This window comes from Pseudoalteromonas sp. S3260 (genome assembly GCF_005886925.1).
Classification (GTDB): Bacteria; Pseudomonadota; Gammaproteobacteria; order Enterobacterales; family Alteromonadaceae; genus Pseudoalteromonas; species Pseudoalteromonas tetraodonis.
Map to the genome: position 1 here is coordinate 43,539 of NZ_PNCV01000063.1, position 14,317 is coordinate 57,855.

Sequence of the window (14,317 nt, forward strand, 5' to 3'; positions counted from 1 at the left end):
GCTGCTTTAAGCTCTTGCCACATCAAACGCAATCACTTCTTTTATTTTTTGTTTATTGGTTGCTAGCATCACGAGTCTATCAATCCCTAATGCAACCCCCGCACATTGCTCTAAACCATGTTCCAATGCCGCAATTAAACGCGTATCCATAGGTACTTGTTTTAAGCCACTAGCAGCGCGGTAGGCGTTATCTTGGTTAAACCTTTTTGCTTGCTCTTTGGCATTGGTGAGTTCATTAAAGCCGTTGGCTAACTCCATATTTTTATAATAAAGCTCAAAGCGCCCTGCAACTCGCTGATCGTGCTCACAGATTTGTGCCAGTGCCGCTTGCGATGCGGGAAAGTGATACACAAAACAGGGGATGTCTTGACCAATAGTCGGCTCTACTTTCATACAAAATAATAATTGCAGTAAGGTATCTTTATGAGTCTCGTTTTTAGCAATATCAGCAAAGCCATGTTCGCATGCGAGTTGTTGTAGCTGCGTGATAGAGGCAGTTAATGGATCAAGCCCTAGCGTGCGTTCAAATGCGTGTTGGTAGGTAATCCGCTCTGCAGGCGCAACCTCAAGAATAAGCTGCATTAGCTCATCGATTTCGTCCATTAAAGCAAATTCGTCAAACCCAGGACGATACCATTCAAGCATAGTAAATTCAGGATTATGATGACTACCCGCTTCTTCATTTCTAAATGCCTTACAAAGCTGGAAAATAGCGCCTGAGCCGGCCGCTAACAAGCGTTTCATCGCAAACTCTGGAGATGTTTGCAAAAACAGGGGTAGCCCACCAGCGTGACCTGGGCCTATAAAGGTAGTATTAAAGCTGGCTAAATGCACATCGGTTACACTGGCAGCACTTAAACTCGGTGTTTCGACTTCCATTACATTACGAACATAAAAGAATTCTCGAATGCTGCGCATAATTGTTGCGCGTTGCTTAAGTATTTCTATACTGGCACTCGGCGCCCAAAGATCAGCTGACATATTTTCTCCAAAAAAAATCCCAGCTTAAGCCGGGATTTAATTAATAAGGCGTGTTACAGCTTACTTAACACGGCTTACGTATTCACCATTGCGAGTGTCTACTTTAATTACTTCGCCAATTTGTACGAATAATGGAACACGTACTACAGCACCTGTGCTAAGCGTTGCTGGTTTACCACCCGTGCCTGCTGTATCACCTTTAAGGCCAGGGTCGGTTTCAGTGATCTCAAGCTCAACAAAGTTTGGTGGAGTTACAGCAATTGGGCTGCCGTTCCATAATGTAATAGTACATACATCGTTTTCAACTAACCATTTGCCAGCATCGCCCAGTGCTTTTTCATCAGCAGCGATTTGTTCAAATGTTTCGTTGTTCATGAAATGCCAAAATTCACCGTCTGTGTATAGGTACGCTAAATCGGTATCCATTACATCAGCACCTTCAACCGATTCACCCGATTTAAAGGTTTTTTCAAGTACCTTGCCAGAGATAAGCTTACGGATACGAACACGGTTAAACGCTTGGCCTTTACCCGGTTTTACCATTTCATTTTCTAAGATACTGCAAGGTTCGCCGTCCATCATAATTTTTAGGCCGCCCTTGAACTCGTTGGTGCTATAATTCGCCATCGTTTCCTCTATTTATATTTTTCGAGTAATCTACGTGCCAATGATACAAAGAAATGAAGCAAATTTGCATAAAAACTGGCAAAAAGAATTAGCAAATGTAGTTACCTGCCCAAAAGTGTTGCTAGAAATGGTTGGTTTATCGAGCCAAGTCCATGAAAACGACATAAAAGCTCGTAGCTTGTTCCCTGTTCGTGTGCCATTGCCTTTTATAAAAAAAATTCGTCACGGCGATGCAAATGACCCTTTATTGCTGCAAGTTATGCCCCGCCATCAAGAGTTTTTAACTAAATCGGGGTTTAATAAAGACCCGTTACTAGAGCAAGATAACAATCAACCGGGTCTGTTACATAAATATAAATCGCGTGTTTTAGTCATGTTTAAAACCGGTTGTGCTGTAAATTGCCGCTACTGCTTTAGACGCCATTTTCCTTATCAAGAAAACCAACTGAATAAACGTAGTCTTATTGATGCATTGAGCTATATAAAATCGGATAAAAATATTAACGAAGTGATTTTAAGTGGTGGTGATCCACTAATGGCCAAAGACGATGCTATTAGCTGGTTTTTAGATGAGCTTGAGCAAATACCACAAATTAAACGCATGCGCATACACAGCCGCTTGCCTGTGGTTATTCCTGCACGTATTACTGAACAATTATGTGAAAGATTAGCAAAGTCACCATTAAAAATTATATTCGTTAATCATATTAACCATGCAAACGAAATAGATAATGACTTTAAAAACGCCATGAACATGCTCAAAAAAGCAGATGTGCTACTGTTAAACCAGGCGGTTATTTTAAAAGATGTGAACGATACAGTTGATGCGCAAATAAACTTAAGTGAAGCGTTATTTGATGCGGATGTACTGCCTTATTATTTACACTTACTGGATAAGGTAGAAGGCGCAAGTCATTTTGATATAGATGAGGCGCAGGCCATAAAAATAATGGCAGAGCTTTTAGAAGCCCTGCCAGGATTTTTAGTGCCTAAACTGGTAAGAGAAATAGGGGGCCAAAAAAGTAAAACCCCTATTGACCTCAAATTGGTTTAAACATAAACGTTTACATTATTTCCAAGTGTTGCAGTAACCGACTTAGCCGGTGTTTGCGCACTTGAGGATTGTGTAGCACCTTCAATAAGCGCAAGTGCAGCGGCGCCATCAGCTTGCTGTTGCTTTTTAGATAAAGCAGCAGTTAAAACCTCTGCGCCTTGGCCTGCACCAGGGATTGTAGGTAGATTTCCACCTGATATATTCATAACTCACACCTGACATTTAAATGTAATACACGTATTATAGTCGTTGAATTGGTAAATTACTTTACCAACCCACTTAAGTATTTATCGGCAACATTGCACTAAGCTTTAGGAAAACCATGGATTCTATAATTGAACAACTCAACGCCAACTTAAAAATTGTTTACCGTCAGGCGCTTGATGCTGATAAAAAACTCGATGAGTTACAACAGCAAGGCCACGGAAAATTTAAAGCCTTATTTGCCGAGGACGCTGGATTTAGCTTTGAAGCTAAACGCTTTAAGCCGTACGTTTTAGACGTTGCCGCTGATGTAGAAAGCTTATCGAGCGACGGTTTTGATGAAGAAAAGCTAAAACAAGCAGTTATTAAACTACAAAACTTACTAACCTTGTTGGCCACCTTTAAGTAAGCACTCTGGGCTTACTGCGCAAAACACCTGTTGAACAGATGTTTTGCGCTATGTTACTTAATTCGCGGTAAAACTTGCTCACCAAACCACTCTGTTAATAAGCGTTTTTCGTAGTAAAACGCTTCATCTCGACCCATTTTAATTTTATCCATAAAACCCATATCTTTTAGACTTACGTTATCTTCTTGTGCGACAACGCCACTTTCATCACTAAGCACATAGTTAAATTCAATGCGTGGAAAGTGAATGGGTTTAACCACCCGAATTTCGTTAACACCGCCATAGCGTACGTCTCCGGCTAAATCTAAATCGGTGACTTCAATTTTTAAACTGTAGTTTTTAGGAAGTTGCTCGCTGAGCTTTGCAAAGTGTTCATCAATACTTTTGGCTATTTGCTTATGGTATGAGCCTTTAGTTTGGTTTGATGGGCGTACATCGCGATAATCATTAAAGTCATGCCATTTCACTTGAGCCTCACCCGCGCAAACAACACTCGGTAGTGCAATACACATCAACATTGCTATTTTTTTAACTAAGTTCATACGTTTCTCCAACGAGTATTTTGATCATTGTGATCAATTGAATATTTTACAAATCGCTATACATCACTTTAGCAATTACATATGAACTATAACTTAATCTTTACGCTGAGGTGTTATTAAAATTGCACAAAATGTAATCGAAAGTACGGTTTACGATCATACTATTACAAAGCAAATAAAATAATACATGTAAAAACTCATTATTTATGGTGAAATTAGGGTAATTGAACAGAGGTTTCCAAGGAGCATTCATGGCAATTTTAGTAACCGGTGGCGCAGGCTATATTGGCTCACACACCGTTTTAGAACTTTTACAGCAAGGCAGCGACGTTATCGTTATCGATAACTTAAGTAACTCCTCTGAAGAGTCACTTGAGAGAGTGAAAAAAATAACCGGTAAAGCAATTACTTTTTATCAAGGTGATATTTTAGATAAATCCTTTTTAGACTCAGTATTTGCAAAACATAACATTGATAGTGTAATTCATTTTGCAGGTTTAAAAGCGGTTGGTGAGTCGGTAGCCAAACCAATCGCGTATTATCAAAATAACGTACAAGGAACATTAACACTAGTTGATGCTATGCGTGACGCGGGTGTGTTTAAACTGGTATTTAGCTCATCTGCAACAGTTTATGGTGACCCTGCAAGCTTACCAATACGCGAAGACTTCCCCGTTGGCGGTACAACCAACCCATATGGTACGTCTAAACTAATGGTTGAAATGATGCTGCAAGATATCGCTAAATCAGATGAGCGCTTTGCGTTTGCTATTTTGCGCTACTTTAATCCTGTTGGTGCACATGAGTCAGGTTTAATTGGTGAAGATCCTAATGGCATTCCTAATAATTTACTGCCTTTCATTTCACAAGTTGCGGTTGGTAAATTAAAGCAGCTCGCTATATTTGGCGATGATTACGACACGGTAGATGGTACTGGTGTGCGCGATTACATTCATGTTGTGGATTTAGCCTTAGGGCATTTAAAAGCACTTGATAAAATAGCCGCAGAAACCGGCGCACTTGTTTATAACCTTGGTACCGGTAACGGCTATTCAGTATTACAAATGGTCAATGCGTTTATTAAGGCTAGCGACCAAGCTATCCCTTATGCGGTGTCGCCTCGTCGCCCTGGTGATATTGCAGCCTGTTATGCTGCGCCAGAAAAAGCCCTTAGTGAACTAGGTTGGCAAGCTGAGCGTGGTATTGATGTGATGATGCAAGATACTTGGCGCTGGCAATCAAATAATCCAAATGGATACAGAAAATAGAGGTTTTAGGTTTTAGGTTTTAGGTTTTAGGTTTTAGTTTGATATGAGCCTAAAACCTTATTCCTAGCACCTATTTTTTACCTCTACCAGTTTTGCATTTCAACAATGCGAGACTGGGTTCGCGCATATTCAAAACTTAATTTTTTACCTTGATACAACTCGTTAATGTCAGCCTGGGCATTAATAACCAGTAATTTATGGCAATCATAAAACTCATCGACTAAGGCAATAAAACGCCTAGCTTCATCATCAAGAGTATGTTCATCTAACTGCTGCTTTTCGCGCTGATAGCTGTCTTCTATACCATGCACAATAACTTTACCAGTTGCCTCTTTTCCCATTATTGGCACATTCGCGATGTATACTACCGAAAACTGTTCTGCTAAAAACATATAGTCATTGGCGCTACGAGGGCCTGAGCACAATGCCATAAAATCAATTAGTAAAGCATCGTCAGTTTTTAATAAATAAGGAAGCACTCGGCCATGCACAGTTATTGTATTATTACGCATTGCATGAGAATGTGCGGATAAAAACCCAGCCTCAAATTCAGCATCGGGCAAGTTAATAAAATAATGACGACTGCTTCTACCGTACCTGAAGCGGTGGTCTTCCTCCCCCGCTACGTTAATTACATGACAATGCGCATTTATTAAATCGATAGTTGGTAAAAATCGCGCGCGTTGCAAACCGTTGTAATAAAGTTGCTCGGGTTTTGCGTTAGAGGTTGCGACTAGTACCACGCCTTGTTCAAACAAAGCGTTAAATAACCGAGCCATGATCATGGCATCACCAATATCACTAACAAAAAACTCATCAAAGCACAGTACCTTTATCTCTTTGGCCCACTGTTTAGCTATTATTTGTAGCGGATTTTTATCCCCTTGTAACTTGGCCAATTGAGCATGAATTTTTTCAATAAAGTGATGAAAATGCAGGCGCTGCTTTTTTTCTGTGGGTAAGTTTTTATAAAATAAATCCATCAGCATAGATTTACCTCGGCCAACAGGACCGTATAAATATACCCCTTTGATTAACCGTGCTTTTTGCCACCAGCTTGTTGGCTGATTTAATTGCTCACTCAAAGACTGTAACGCACTCACGGCTTGGTGCTGCGCCGCATCAAAAACAAGCTCTCCTGATGAAACTTTGCGGTGGTACAGGCTTAAAATTTCTGTGCTGGGCTCTGTCATGGTATTTCACTATCCGCTATACTCGCGGTCATTGTAGCCGACTAAAAATGTGAACAACATGAAATTTCCTTGCCGTTTAGATAAATTTATTAGCCATTTAGCAGAGTTACCACGCTCAAAAGCCCGTGCGGCAATAAAAAGCCAAGCGGCTAGCGTTAATGGCGAGGTGATCACGGCATTCGACTTTCAAGTTACTCAACAAGATGACGTGCTGTTTTATGACGAGCCATTAGTTTTTTTAGGTAAACGCTACTTTATGCTCAATAAGCCGGTAGGTTATGTATGCGCTAATTCAGATGAGTTACACAAAACCGTATTTGATTTGCTTGATGAGCCAAACATGGCCGATTTTCACATTGCTGGGCGTTTAGACATAGACACCACTGGCCTAGTGCTTATTACTAACGATGGCGACTGGTCACACAAAATTACCTCGCCGAAAAAGAATAAATTTAAAACCTATTTGGTTGAAACCCAAGAGCCGATTACCGATGATGCACTGCAGCAATTACGCGACGGTGTACAGCTTCACAATGAAAAAGATTTAACTCGCCCTGCTATTGCTGAGCGCTTGGGGAATTATGGTTTACGCTTGTCTATTTCTGAGGGTAAGTATCACCAAGTAAAACGTATGCTAGCAGCGGTAGATAACAAAGTAGTTGAATTACATCGTGAACAAATTGCGGGTATAAAGTTAGGTGAAGATCTGGCTGCAGGTGAATACCGCCCACTAACCGCCGCAGAGATAAAACTGTAAGGCTGTTTAGGTATTAGGAAAACAGCTTCAAACTGACCGCAGCCCTTTCTGAAACCTGACGCCTAAAACCTGCTCTTATGATTTAATCTGCACTAAATCAAAGTCTGTCATCCCGGGTACAATGGCTTGTAGGCGAGACTCTGTAATATCAAGAGAATTTAAGCATTCACAATATTCAGAGGCTTTAAGTTCTAATTGGTGGGCTTTTTTTTGCAACGACTTATCGATTTCTTTGGTGATGATATCCATGCGTTGCCCCATGTCGTTCATGCGGTCTTCTATATTGCCTTCTCGAGATTTAAACGCATCCCCGAGCGACATTAAAATAGCCCCCAAAGAGCCATGTACTGCAGAGTGTATTTTTTGGCTAATTTCTTTAGTAAAAAAATCATCAATTTGGGAAAGCGATTGAGGGGCTATAAAAAAGAAGTCGTCGCCACGCTTAAACTTATCCATAAGTGCACGCTCTACATATTGTAATTGCGTTTTTAGCACTTCGGGTTCTTTATCTGACATGCCCTCAACAACATGCTCAATAGCACTAAGCCCAAGGTTTACGCCATCAGTCGCTAAATCGACCAGCTCTGGAACCGTTTGACGAATACCATTGCTAAATTGTTCTAGCACTTTACTTTCGTCGGTACTTAAATCGACCCAGTAGCCTCGAATAAACAGTTGATTATTATTGTTAATTTGCACCCTAGTTTGGCCTTTATCAACAATACGGATCACATCATCGGTAATAATTAAACCATGACGAAGTTCAACATCACATTGCTTTTGTGCGATTGCATTGCAGCTTAAAAGTGCCATTGATAACGCCAATATCGAACGAGATAAAAACGCCATAAACACCTCAAAAAGACTAAAATAGGGGGTGGCTAGATTAACAAAAAACCAACTTTATGCAAGCAAAAGTAACACCCTAAAAACAAGGCACCATGAAACGTAACGTTTATACAGCACCTTTATCCTCTGGCTTGTACTATTAAATAGGTGAGCCTGGTGGTATGGGTAACGCTTTAAAGTTATCAGGCCACTGGCCTGTTGTTAAAAACTGATTAATTTGCGCCGCTAAATAGTCTTTAAATGCGCTGTCACCTACTTCAGGATGGCTCAGTAAAGAGTGTTGATTAAACTCATCCGCTAGTTTATTTAAGTAAAAATGCAGTTGCGCTTGCACCTCTGGACTTAGTGTTTGGCTAGCGACAAGATCAGCCATAGTTTTTGCCGTTAAGTACTGTACTCGTTGCGTTACTTTTCCTGTCATGGTGGCAGGCGCTGATACATTAAACACCTGCTTATTTAATTGTTTAAGCAGCTCATCTAAGCCATAAAAGCGGTTATCACGTGCTTGTTGCTGTGCTAAACGATTTAATCGTTGAGCATTAAGTAATAGCGATAAGCTATGCTGCGCGGCGACTTCAGGTAATGCAAGTGCATCCATAGTTAAGCCGGTACGACCCACTATACTTTCTCGTGATTTAGACTCGCCATACGCTTTAGGTACGATTAAGGAAAGTATCGACTCTGGAATCGTTAAGTTGCTTGCTTTTAGGGTCGCTAAAATGGCATTAACCGCTTGTTGTTGAGCATCTTTAGTTACAACTTGAGCGCCTTTAACGGGTGCATCACTGCGTATCTCATAGTCATAATCAACGCCCGCGATAAGCTTAGCAACCGCTTCAACTTGATAACGGTGGAACAAATAAAGCGGTACTAGCTTTTCTTCCAATTGCGATAGCGCAACCCCAGTTTTTATATTATTAATACCAAACTGCCCAAGCGCCTGCTTTCGCACATCAAGCACTCTAAGTAATTCTTCACTTGGATTACTGCCATTATCCCAAAGATGCGCTGTAGGGTGCGCCCCACCTTTTGCACGGGCATCACTGTCAGAAATAAACGCCAAACCTTGCGCTTTATTTTGCTGTAAAATAGCAGCGAGTGCTGCGCTTTCATCTTGGCCGGTAAAATCACTGTAGCCATATTTGATCACTTGGGTATCCCATGCCCCCATGCCTTTAGCATAACCTTGAGATACATCTAACTGACCATTATCTGCAAAGCTCAATAACGGATGTGGATAATCCATCACCGAAGCACGATTATTTACTGACGCAGCAAAGTTGTGCGCAATACCCAGTGTATGACCAATTTCGTGAGCACTGAGTTGACGAATACGATCAAGTGCCATTGCCTGTAAGGTACTTGCTACTTCATTGCCTTTTAAATAAGGCGCTGCCAGTGATTCAGCAATTAAAATATCTTGGCGTACTCGTAGCGATCCTAGTGTGACATGGCCTTTAATAATTTCGCCTGTACGTGGGTCTATAATTGAACTGCCATAAGACCAACCACGAGTTGCGCGATGCACCCATTGAATAACGTTGTAGCGCACATCCATAGGATCAGCATTATCTGGTAGCACTTTAACTTCAAATGCATTTTTATATCCTGCTGCATTAAAGGCGTCATTCCACCATTGCCCGCCTTCTAATAAAGCCGTTTTTACTGGTTCAGGTACGCCAGGGTCTAAGTAATACACAATGGGTTCGACCGGTTCACTTACAGCCAGACTCGGATCTTTTTTTATTAACCGATGGCGTGGAATGTGACGCACATACATAGACTCATCGAGCCCTGCTGCATAATTTTTATGCTCCACACTCCAATAACCCGATTGCGGGCTGAATTTACGTGGCGTGTAATTGTCATCAGGCAATTTGATTAATGAATGGTGCATATGCACGGTTAGCGCGTATGGATCAGCACTCACTTGGCGCACATATTCACCTGGTTTAGACCCTTTAAAGGTGAGAATGGCTTCAAGTTCAGTATTTTTTACAAATGCTTTTGAGCGATTCATAAATACCGCACTGCGTGACTCATCAAGGCTAAACTGCCCTTGCTTGCGCGCAGCTAAAGTACGGCTTACGCCATGTACATCGCTTAGTAAATAGGGGGTGTAATCAATTAATGCAGCATTGTCATCTTGCGCGACAACTTTAAAACCCGCCAAAATACTGGATGCAAACGCTTCTTTAACGCTTTGCTGCTCTGCTAGATTACTTGTGTTAGCACGGTAGTAAGTATTTACAGCGCGCAACATAACCTTATTGCCGAAGCGCTCAAACTGTACCAAATAAGTACCGCCTAATTGGCCTCTATCTAAACCTATGTCGTTAGAACCAACGCCATAAGGTAAGCTGTGTTGTAATAAAAATTGTTGTTCAAGTTTATCGACCTTTAAATACACATTGCCGTTTTGCGTATCGTAAAAGAAAGAAAAATAACCCGGGAAATGGTTCATTTTTTCAGTAAATTCGTCAATAGACTTAATTGCTGCGTGCGCTTGGGTTATCATACAGAGCAGCACAGTAAAGAGTATGTAACTTAATCGTGATATTTTTTGCATAATCTTATCTTTGTTATTAGCGTTTTAAATGCGATGTAGCTACCCCATTATAGGGGGTTATTTATACAATACAGTTATTTAAGACGAATTTCAGCGCTCTAAACTAATTTCTCTCACATTATGATTAGTTTTAACACGTTATCAGGAAAAAAGAATGCGTAGACTCCCACCAGTATTACTAGAAGATGGCTGTTCAAGAGAACTTTTGTCGTTAATTCGTACTATTTTAGCGGCATGTAAAGAAATTTCATTTCGCGTCGGTCAAGGTGAATTATCGGGCGTATTAGGCTCAACCCTCGATGAAAACATTCAAGGCGAAACACAAAAGAAACTCGATGTACTGTCTAATCAGTTATTAAAAGATATATTGCTGGAGTCAGGCACAGTTAAAGCGATTGCCTCTGAAGAAGAAGATTATACCGTTGCCGGTAATCCAGATGCTGAGTACATTGTTGCATTTGACCCACTTGATGGTTCGTCAAATACCGATATTAACTCGCTAGTAGGCACTATTTTTTCGATTATGAAAGCACCTGTGGGCTCTGATGCTGCTGATGAAAAGATTTTTATGCAACCTGGGCATCAACAAGTAGCTGCAGGTTACGTACTGTATGGGCCATCGACCATGCTTGCGCTAACAACGGGTAAAGGTACACGCATGTTTACCTTAGATAAAACCCAAGGTAGCTTTTTACTTACCCAAGATTTTGCCGCTATTCCTGCTAAAACCAATGAATTTGCAATTAATGCCTCAAACCAGCGCCACTGGGAACCGGCGATGCAAAACTACATTAATGATTTACTTGCCGGAGATACAGGCCCTCGTGCTCAAAACTTCAATATGCGTTGGATTGCTGCAATGGTTGGCGATGTACACCGTGTACTTAGTCGTGGTGGCTTATTTACTTACCCAACTGATACTAAAGATCCTAATAAGCCTAACAAACTGCGTTTACTTTACGAAGCAAACCCAATGGCAATGCTAGTAGAGCAAGCAGGTGGTATTGCTTCAACAGGCACTGAGCGTATTATGGATATTCAGCCTGATGCCATCCATCAGCGTGTTGCGGTTATTTTAGGCTCTAAAGACGAAGTAGAAACTTGCTTGAGCTATCATAAGTAAACTTTAAGAACAGGTTTTAGGTTTCAGTTGTCAGCTAGAGATTAGCCCAGTAGTGGTTACTAACATCTGAAAACTGTTGCTTAAAACCTTTCATACTTTCTGATAACCACCTGCTACTGTTGTAACAGCTTTAACAACTGTGCGAGCTTTTGATGAGTCAACTCGCCCATTTGCTCGCTATTACTTAGCGCGTAAATAACACCTTCATGCTCAGCGCAATTTATGTCATCTCGCGACTCAATAACATTTGCCCACAGCTGTAAATCGTCAATATCAATTTCTTTATTGAAACAACGCGTAAGTACATTAATTAGTACAGGCTTTGTGAGTGTGTACAGGTAGATTTTATTGCTTGCTGCGGTTGAAACAATCACACTAATGGCACTATCTCTTTGCTCGCCAAATGTAATAAATTCAGCCAATGCTTTTTGTATATTCATAATGTTTGTTATTCTTGCTGCTCTACTGTTAATAAGACCTAAAATGACCCAGATAAACTGCAGCCAATGTAATACAACGCTTAACTGTAATGTTAATGATATAACCGCATGTTGGTGTTATCAGTTACCCGCTATTTTACCACTCAATGATACAGCAACCAGCTGCTTATGCCGATCATGTACTCTTGCTAAAATAAATAGCTATTTAGAGACTATATACACCCAACCAATAAAAGCTCAAATCGCTTTTGCTAAACAATTTAGAAGCAATGATAATTTAATTGAAGGGTTAGATTACACCATGCAAAATAGTTACATGGTGTTTAGTAAGTGGTATTTTTTAAAACGGGGTACTTGCTGCAAAAACGGGTGTAAAAATTGTCCCTACAATTAATCTACTCTCCCGCTGCAATTGGCAGTGAACTGTCGGCTCCCCATTCACTCCACGAGCCATCGTACACACTTAAATTACTATAGCCGCATTCATCAGCGAACAGCGCAAGCGCACAGGCAGTAACGCCAGAGCCACAGCTAAATTGTAAGTGGGTTGCATTACCAACTAATTCATTAAACTTTGCCTTTATAAAGTCGAGTGATTTTGCCTCGCCATTTTCTAATAGACTATTTAAAGGTAGCGAATAGCTATTAATAATATGGCCGCTGCGCATTCCGGCTCTTGGCTCACTACTTTTGCCGGTAAAGCGCTCATAAGCGCGTGCATCTAAAATAACTGTATTGGCATCCTCAGTAGCACTTAGCACCTGTTTTTTATCAATAAAGTAATCAGGCCGGTATTGAGCAATAAAATCGCCTTTTAATGATGCTTGTGTATAGTTTGATTCAACCGGAAGCCCAAGTTCAAGCCACTTGGCTAAACCGCCACTGAGGACTTTTACGTTATCAAACCCCATGGCTTTAAACATCCACCAAGCTCTAGCTGCACTGAATAACCCTGCATCTTCATAAATCACCACAAGTGAATCGTGATTCACTCCCGCTTTTTGCATCACTTGAGTAAATTGTTCTGCACTACACAAGGTATTAGGCAATGGGTTTGAGGGATCTGCGAGTTCTTTTTTGATATCAAACCGTTGTGCTTTAGGTAGCATGGCAACGGGTGAGTACTCCCCCGCAGCTGAGGGACGTAACATACCCGCATCAAAAATAACCAGGTTAGCTTGCTTTAAACGCATGTTAAGCCACTTTGCATCAACAAGATGTTTCATAAAAAATCCCCTAGAGTAAAGAACCATATAATCAAACTATTAGATTAAACAATACTAAGTAATTAGGTAATATCAACTTTAGCATTGGTTATTTAAAAATAGCTATAAAAATGGTCATAGAAGTAATACTTTGGAATACTATAGTAACTAATTTGTAGATGGATTTATGTTAGGATCTATCGTCAGTAACTTAATTATGAGAAGAATATTTTGAAACTATCTGTTTGTATTATTTGTAAGAATGAGGAAAATACAATTGCCCGCTGTTTAGAATCAGTTAAATGGGCTGACGAGATTATTCTGCTTGACTCAGGCAGTACAGATAATACACTCGAAATTGCAAAAAAATACACCGATAAGATATTCATTAGAGAGGATTGGCAAGGATTTGGCGAGCAACGTCGAAGAGCTGAACAGTTAGCTAGTAACGACTGGATTTTTGCTATTGACTGCGATGAAGAAGTTAGTGAAACATTAAAAAATGAGATACTTAATACTTTGCCTAGGTGTAGTGAAGAAAATGTATTAAGAATAAATCGGCTAACATATTTTTGTGGCCAGTTTATTTATCACAGTGGCTGGCACCCTGATCATATTGCCCGTATATACAACAAGAAAAAAACAAGTTACAACAGAAACTTAGTGCATGAATCTGTTATAACAAAAGACTGTGAGCTAATTACACTAAAAGAAAACATTTTACACTTCCAGCACCAAGATATTTTTACCTATCTTAATAAAAGAAACCACTATGCTAACTTAGGCGCAAAGCAAATAATTCAAAAAGGAAAAAAAGCCTCATTATCAAAAGCTACTGGCTCTGCCATATTTGCTTTTATTCGACATTATTTTTTAAGGCTAGGTTTTTTAGATGGAAGAGCCGGTTTCGTTATAGCTGTTATCCAAAGCCAATACAGTTTTAACAAATACCTTTTCTCAGCTTATAAATAATATATAGCTTTCATAGAATAATACTATTGAGTCTAATTACATATACTGGATTTTTTAAATGAATCTATTTCGCTTAAAGACTATTAAGCTACAAACAATAAAATAATTAACCTGAGATCTGGTT

The 14,317-nt window shown here is 40.2% G+C and carries 16 protein-coding genes; 7 read left to right on the top strand and 9 right to left on the bottom strand.

The window, feature by feature from the left end; genetic code table 11:
- Window positions 1-6 precede the first annotated feature (6 nt).
- Entirely contained in the window at window positions 7-981 is a 975-nt protein-coding gene (gene epmA / locus CWC14_RS11450; protein WP_138563018.1) for an elongation factor P--(R)-beta-lysine ligase, read from the bottom strand.
- A gap of 60 nt (window positions 982-1,041) precedes the next feature.
- Window positions 1,042-1,608 (bottom strand): elongation factor P, encoded by a 567-nt coding sequence (efp, locus tag CWC14_RS11455; protein ID WP_010390517.1) that lies wholly within the window; start codon window positions 1,606-1,608, stop codon window positions 1,042-1,044.
- A 40-nt stretch (window positions 1,609-1,648) separates the two neighbouring features.
- Here efp and epmB point away from each other — a divergent pair, with 40 nt between their 5' ends.
- Complete coding sequence (epmB, locus tag CWC14_RS11460) at window positions 1,649-2,662, top strand: EF-P beta-lysylation protein EpmB (RefSeq protein ID WP_138563020.1); 1,014 nt, start codon at window positions 1,649-1,651, stop codon at window positions 2,660-2,662.
- On the opposite strand, the gene CWC14_RS11465 is transcribed toward epmB, so the two are convergent.
- On the bottom strand, window positions 2,659-2,868 hold the full coding sequence (locus CWC14_RS11465) for a hypothetical protein (protein WP_008115467.1): 210 nt from the start codon (window positions 2,866-2,868) through the stop codon (window positions 2,659-2,661). The two genes, epmB and CWC14_RS11465, sit on opposite strands and share 4 nt — an antisense overlap.
- Window positions 2,869-2,984: 116 nt before the next feature.
- On the opposite strand from CWC14_RS11465, the gene CWC14_RS11470 reads away from it, so the two are divergent.
- Window positions 2,985-3,275 (top strand): hypothetical protein, encoded by a 291-nt coding sequence (locus CWC14_RS11470; RefSeq protein WP_008115466.1) that lies wholly within the window; start codon window positions 2,985-2,987, stop codon window positions 3,273-3,275.
- Between the two features lie 53 nt (window positions 3,276-3,328).
- Here CWC14_RS11470 and CWC14_RS11475 read toward each other — a convergent pair whose 3' ends face one another.
- The gene (locus tag CWC14_RS11475) at window positions 3,329-3,817 is read right to left on the bottom strand and encodes a DUF3016 domain-containing protein (protein ID WP_008115465.1); all 489 of its coding nucleotides are present in this window, start codon (window positions 3,815-3,817) and stop codon (window positions 3,329-3,331) included.
- Window positions 3,818-4,068: 251 nt separating this feature from the next.
- Between CWC14_RS11475 and galE the strand changes: the two genes are divergently transcribed.
- Entirely contained in the window at window positions 4,069-5,085 is a 1,017-nt protein-coding gene (gene galE, locus CWC14_RS11480) for a UDP-glucose 4-epimerase GalE (protein ID WP_008115464.1), read from the top strand.
- A gap of 83 nt (window positions 5,086-5,168) precedes the next feature.
- Here galE and zapE read toward each other — a convergent pair whose 3' ends face one another.
- A complete protein-coding gene (gene zapE, locus CWC14_RS11485; protein WP_008115463.1) occupies window positions 5,169-6,278 on the bottom strand; it encodes a cell division protein ZapE in 1,110 nt (369 codons plus the stop codon).
- A gap of 58 nt (window positions 6,279-6,336) precedes the next feature.
- Here zapE and rsuA point away from each other — a divergent pair, with 58 nt between their 5' ends.
- A complete protein-coding gene (rsuA, locus tag CWC14_RS11490; RefSeq protein WP_008115462.1) occupies window positions 6,337-7,035 on the top strand; it encodes a 16S rRNA pseudouridine(516) synthase RsuA in 699 nt (232 codons plus the stop codon).
- 75 nt (window positions 7,036-7,110) lie between these two features.
- On the opposite strand, the gene CWC14_RS11495 is transcribed toward rsuA, so the two are convergent.
- Both CWC14_RS11495 and CWC14_RS11500 read right to left on the bottom strand, forming a co-directional pair.
- The gene (locus CWC14_RS11495; RefSeq protein WP_008115461.1) at window positions 7,111-7,884 is read right to left on the bottom strand and encodes a YggN family protein; all 774 of its coding nucleotides are present in this window, start codon (window positions 7,882-7,884) and stop codon (window positions 7,111-7,113) included.
- Window positions 7,885-8,023: 139 nt separating this feature from the next.
- A complete protein-coding gene (locus CWC14_RS11500) occupies window positions 8,024-10,453 on the bottom strand; it encodes a zinc-dependent metalloprotease (protein WP_008115460.1) in 2,430 nt (809 codons plus the stop codon).
- Between the two features lie 154 nt (window positions 10,454-10,607).
- Between CWC14_RS11500 and CWC14_RS11505 the strand changes: the two genes are divergently transcribed.
- A complete protein-coding gene (locus tag CWC14_RS11505) occupies window positions 10,608-11,576 on the top strand; it encodes a class 1 fructose-bisphosphatase (RefSeq protein WP_008115459.1) in 969 nt (322 codons plus the stop codon).
- A 113-nt stretch (window positions 11,577-11,689) separates the two neighbouring features.
- On the opposite strand, the gene CWC14_RS11510 is transcribed toward CWC14_RS11505, so the two are convergent.
- Window positions 11,690-12,016, bottom strand: a complete 327-nt coding sequence (locus CWC14_RS11510; RefSeq protein ID WP_008115457.1) for a hypothetical protein — start codon at window positions 12,014-12,016, stop codon at window positions 11,690-11,692.
- Window positions 12,017-12,059: 43 nt separating this feature from the next.
- Between CWC14_RS11510 and CWC14_RS11515 the strand changes: the two genes are divergently transcribed.
- Window positions 12,060-12,410 carry a DUF5522 domain-containing protein gene (locus CWC14_RS11515; RefSeq protein WP_035112598.1) on the top strand — a complete coding sequence of 117 codons (351 nt, stop codon included), beginning with the start codon at window positions 12,060-12,062 and terminating at the stop codon, window positions 12,408-12,410.
- 1 nt (window position 12,411) lies between these two features.
- Here CWC14_RS11515 and CWC14_RS11520 read toward each other — a convergent pair whose 3' ends face one another.
- Window positions 12,412-13,242, bottom strand: a complete 831-nt coding sequence (locus tag CWC14_RS11520; protein ID WP_008115454.1) for a sulfurtransferase — start codon at window positions 13,240-13,242, stop codon at window positions 12,412-12,414.
- Window positions 13,243-13,452: 210 nt separating this feature from the next.
- On the opposite strand from CWC14_RS11520, the gene CWC14_RS11525 reads away from it, so the two are divergent.
- Window positions 13,453-14,193, top strand: coding sequence for a glycosyltransferase family 2 protein (locus CWC14_RS11525; protein WP_008115452.1), 741 nt, complete (start codon window positions 13,453-13,455; stop codon window positions 14,191-14,193).
- Window positions 14,194-14,317 lie beyond the last annotated feature (124 nt).

Coding starts and splice junctions, on each gene's coding strand:
- efp (WP_010390517.1), bottom strand. CDS start 1,608: ATGGCGAATTATAGCACCAACGAGTTCAAGGGCGGCCTAAAAATTATG.
- CWC14_RS11475 (WP_008115465.1), bottom strand. CDS start 3,817: ATGAACTTAGTTAAAAAAATAGCAATGTTGATGTGTATTGCACTACCG.
- CWC14_RS11465 (WP_008115467.1), bottom strand. CDS start 2,868: ATGAATATATCAGGTGGAAATCTACCTACAATCCCTGGTGCAGGCCAA.
- rsuA (WP_008115462.1), top strand. CDS start 6,337: ATGAAATTTCCTTGCCGTTTAGATAAATTTATTAGCCATTTAGCAGAG.
- epmB (WP_138563020.1), top strand. CDS start 1,649: ATGATACAAAGAAATGAAGCAAATTTGCATAAAAACTGGCAAAAAGAA.
- galE (WP_008115464.1), top strand. CDS start 4,069: ATGGCAATTTTAGTAACCGGTGGCGCAGGCTATATTGGCTCACACACC.
- zapE (WP_008115463.1), bottom strand. CDS start 6,278: ATGACAGAGCCCAGCACAGAAATTTTAAGCCTGTACCACCGCAAAGTT.
- CWC14_RS11495 (WP_008115461.1), bottom strand. CDS start 7,884: ATGGCGTTTTTATCTCGTTCGATATTGGCGTTATCAATGGCACTTTTA.
- CWC14_RS11505 (WP_008115459.1), top strand. CDS start 10,608: ATGCGTAGACTCCCACCAGTATTACTAGAAGATGGCTGTTCAAGAGAA.
- CWC14_RS11520 (WP_008115454.1), bottom strand. CDS start 13,242: ATGAAACATCTTGTTGATGCAAAGTGGCTTAACATGCGTTTAAAGCAA.
- CWC14_RS11500 (WP_008115460.1), bottom strand. CDS start 10,453: ATGCAAAAAATATCACGATTAAGTTACATACTCTTTACTGTGCTGCTC.
- CWC14_RS11515 (WP_035112598.1), top strand. CDS start 12,060: ATGACCCAGATAAACTGCAGCCAATGTAATACAACGCTTAACTGTAAT.
- epmA (WP_138563018.1), bottom strand. CDS start 981: ATGTCAGCTGATCTTTGGGCGCCGAGTGCCAGTATAGAAATACTTAAG.
- CWC14_RS11470 (WP_008115466.1), top strand. CDS start 2,985: ATGGATTCTATAATTGAACAACTCAACGCCAACTTAAAAATTGTTTAC.
- CWC14_RS11510 (WP_008115457.1), bottom strand. CDS start 12,016: ATGAATATACAAAAAGCATTGGCTGAATTTATTACATTTGGCGAGCAA.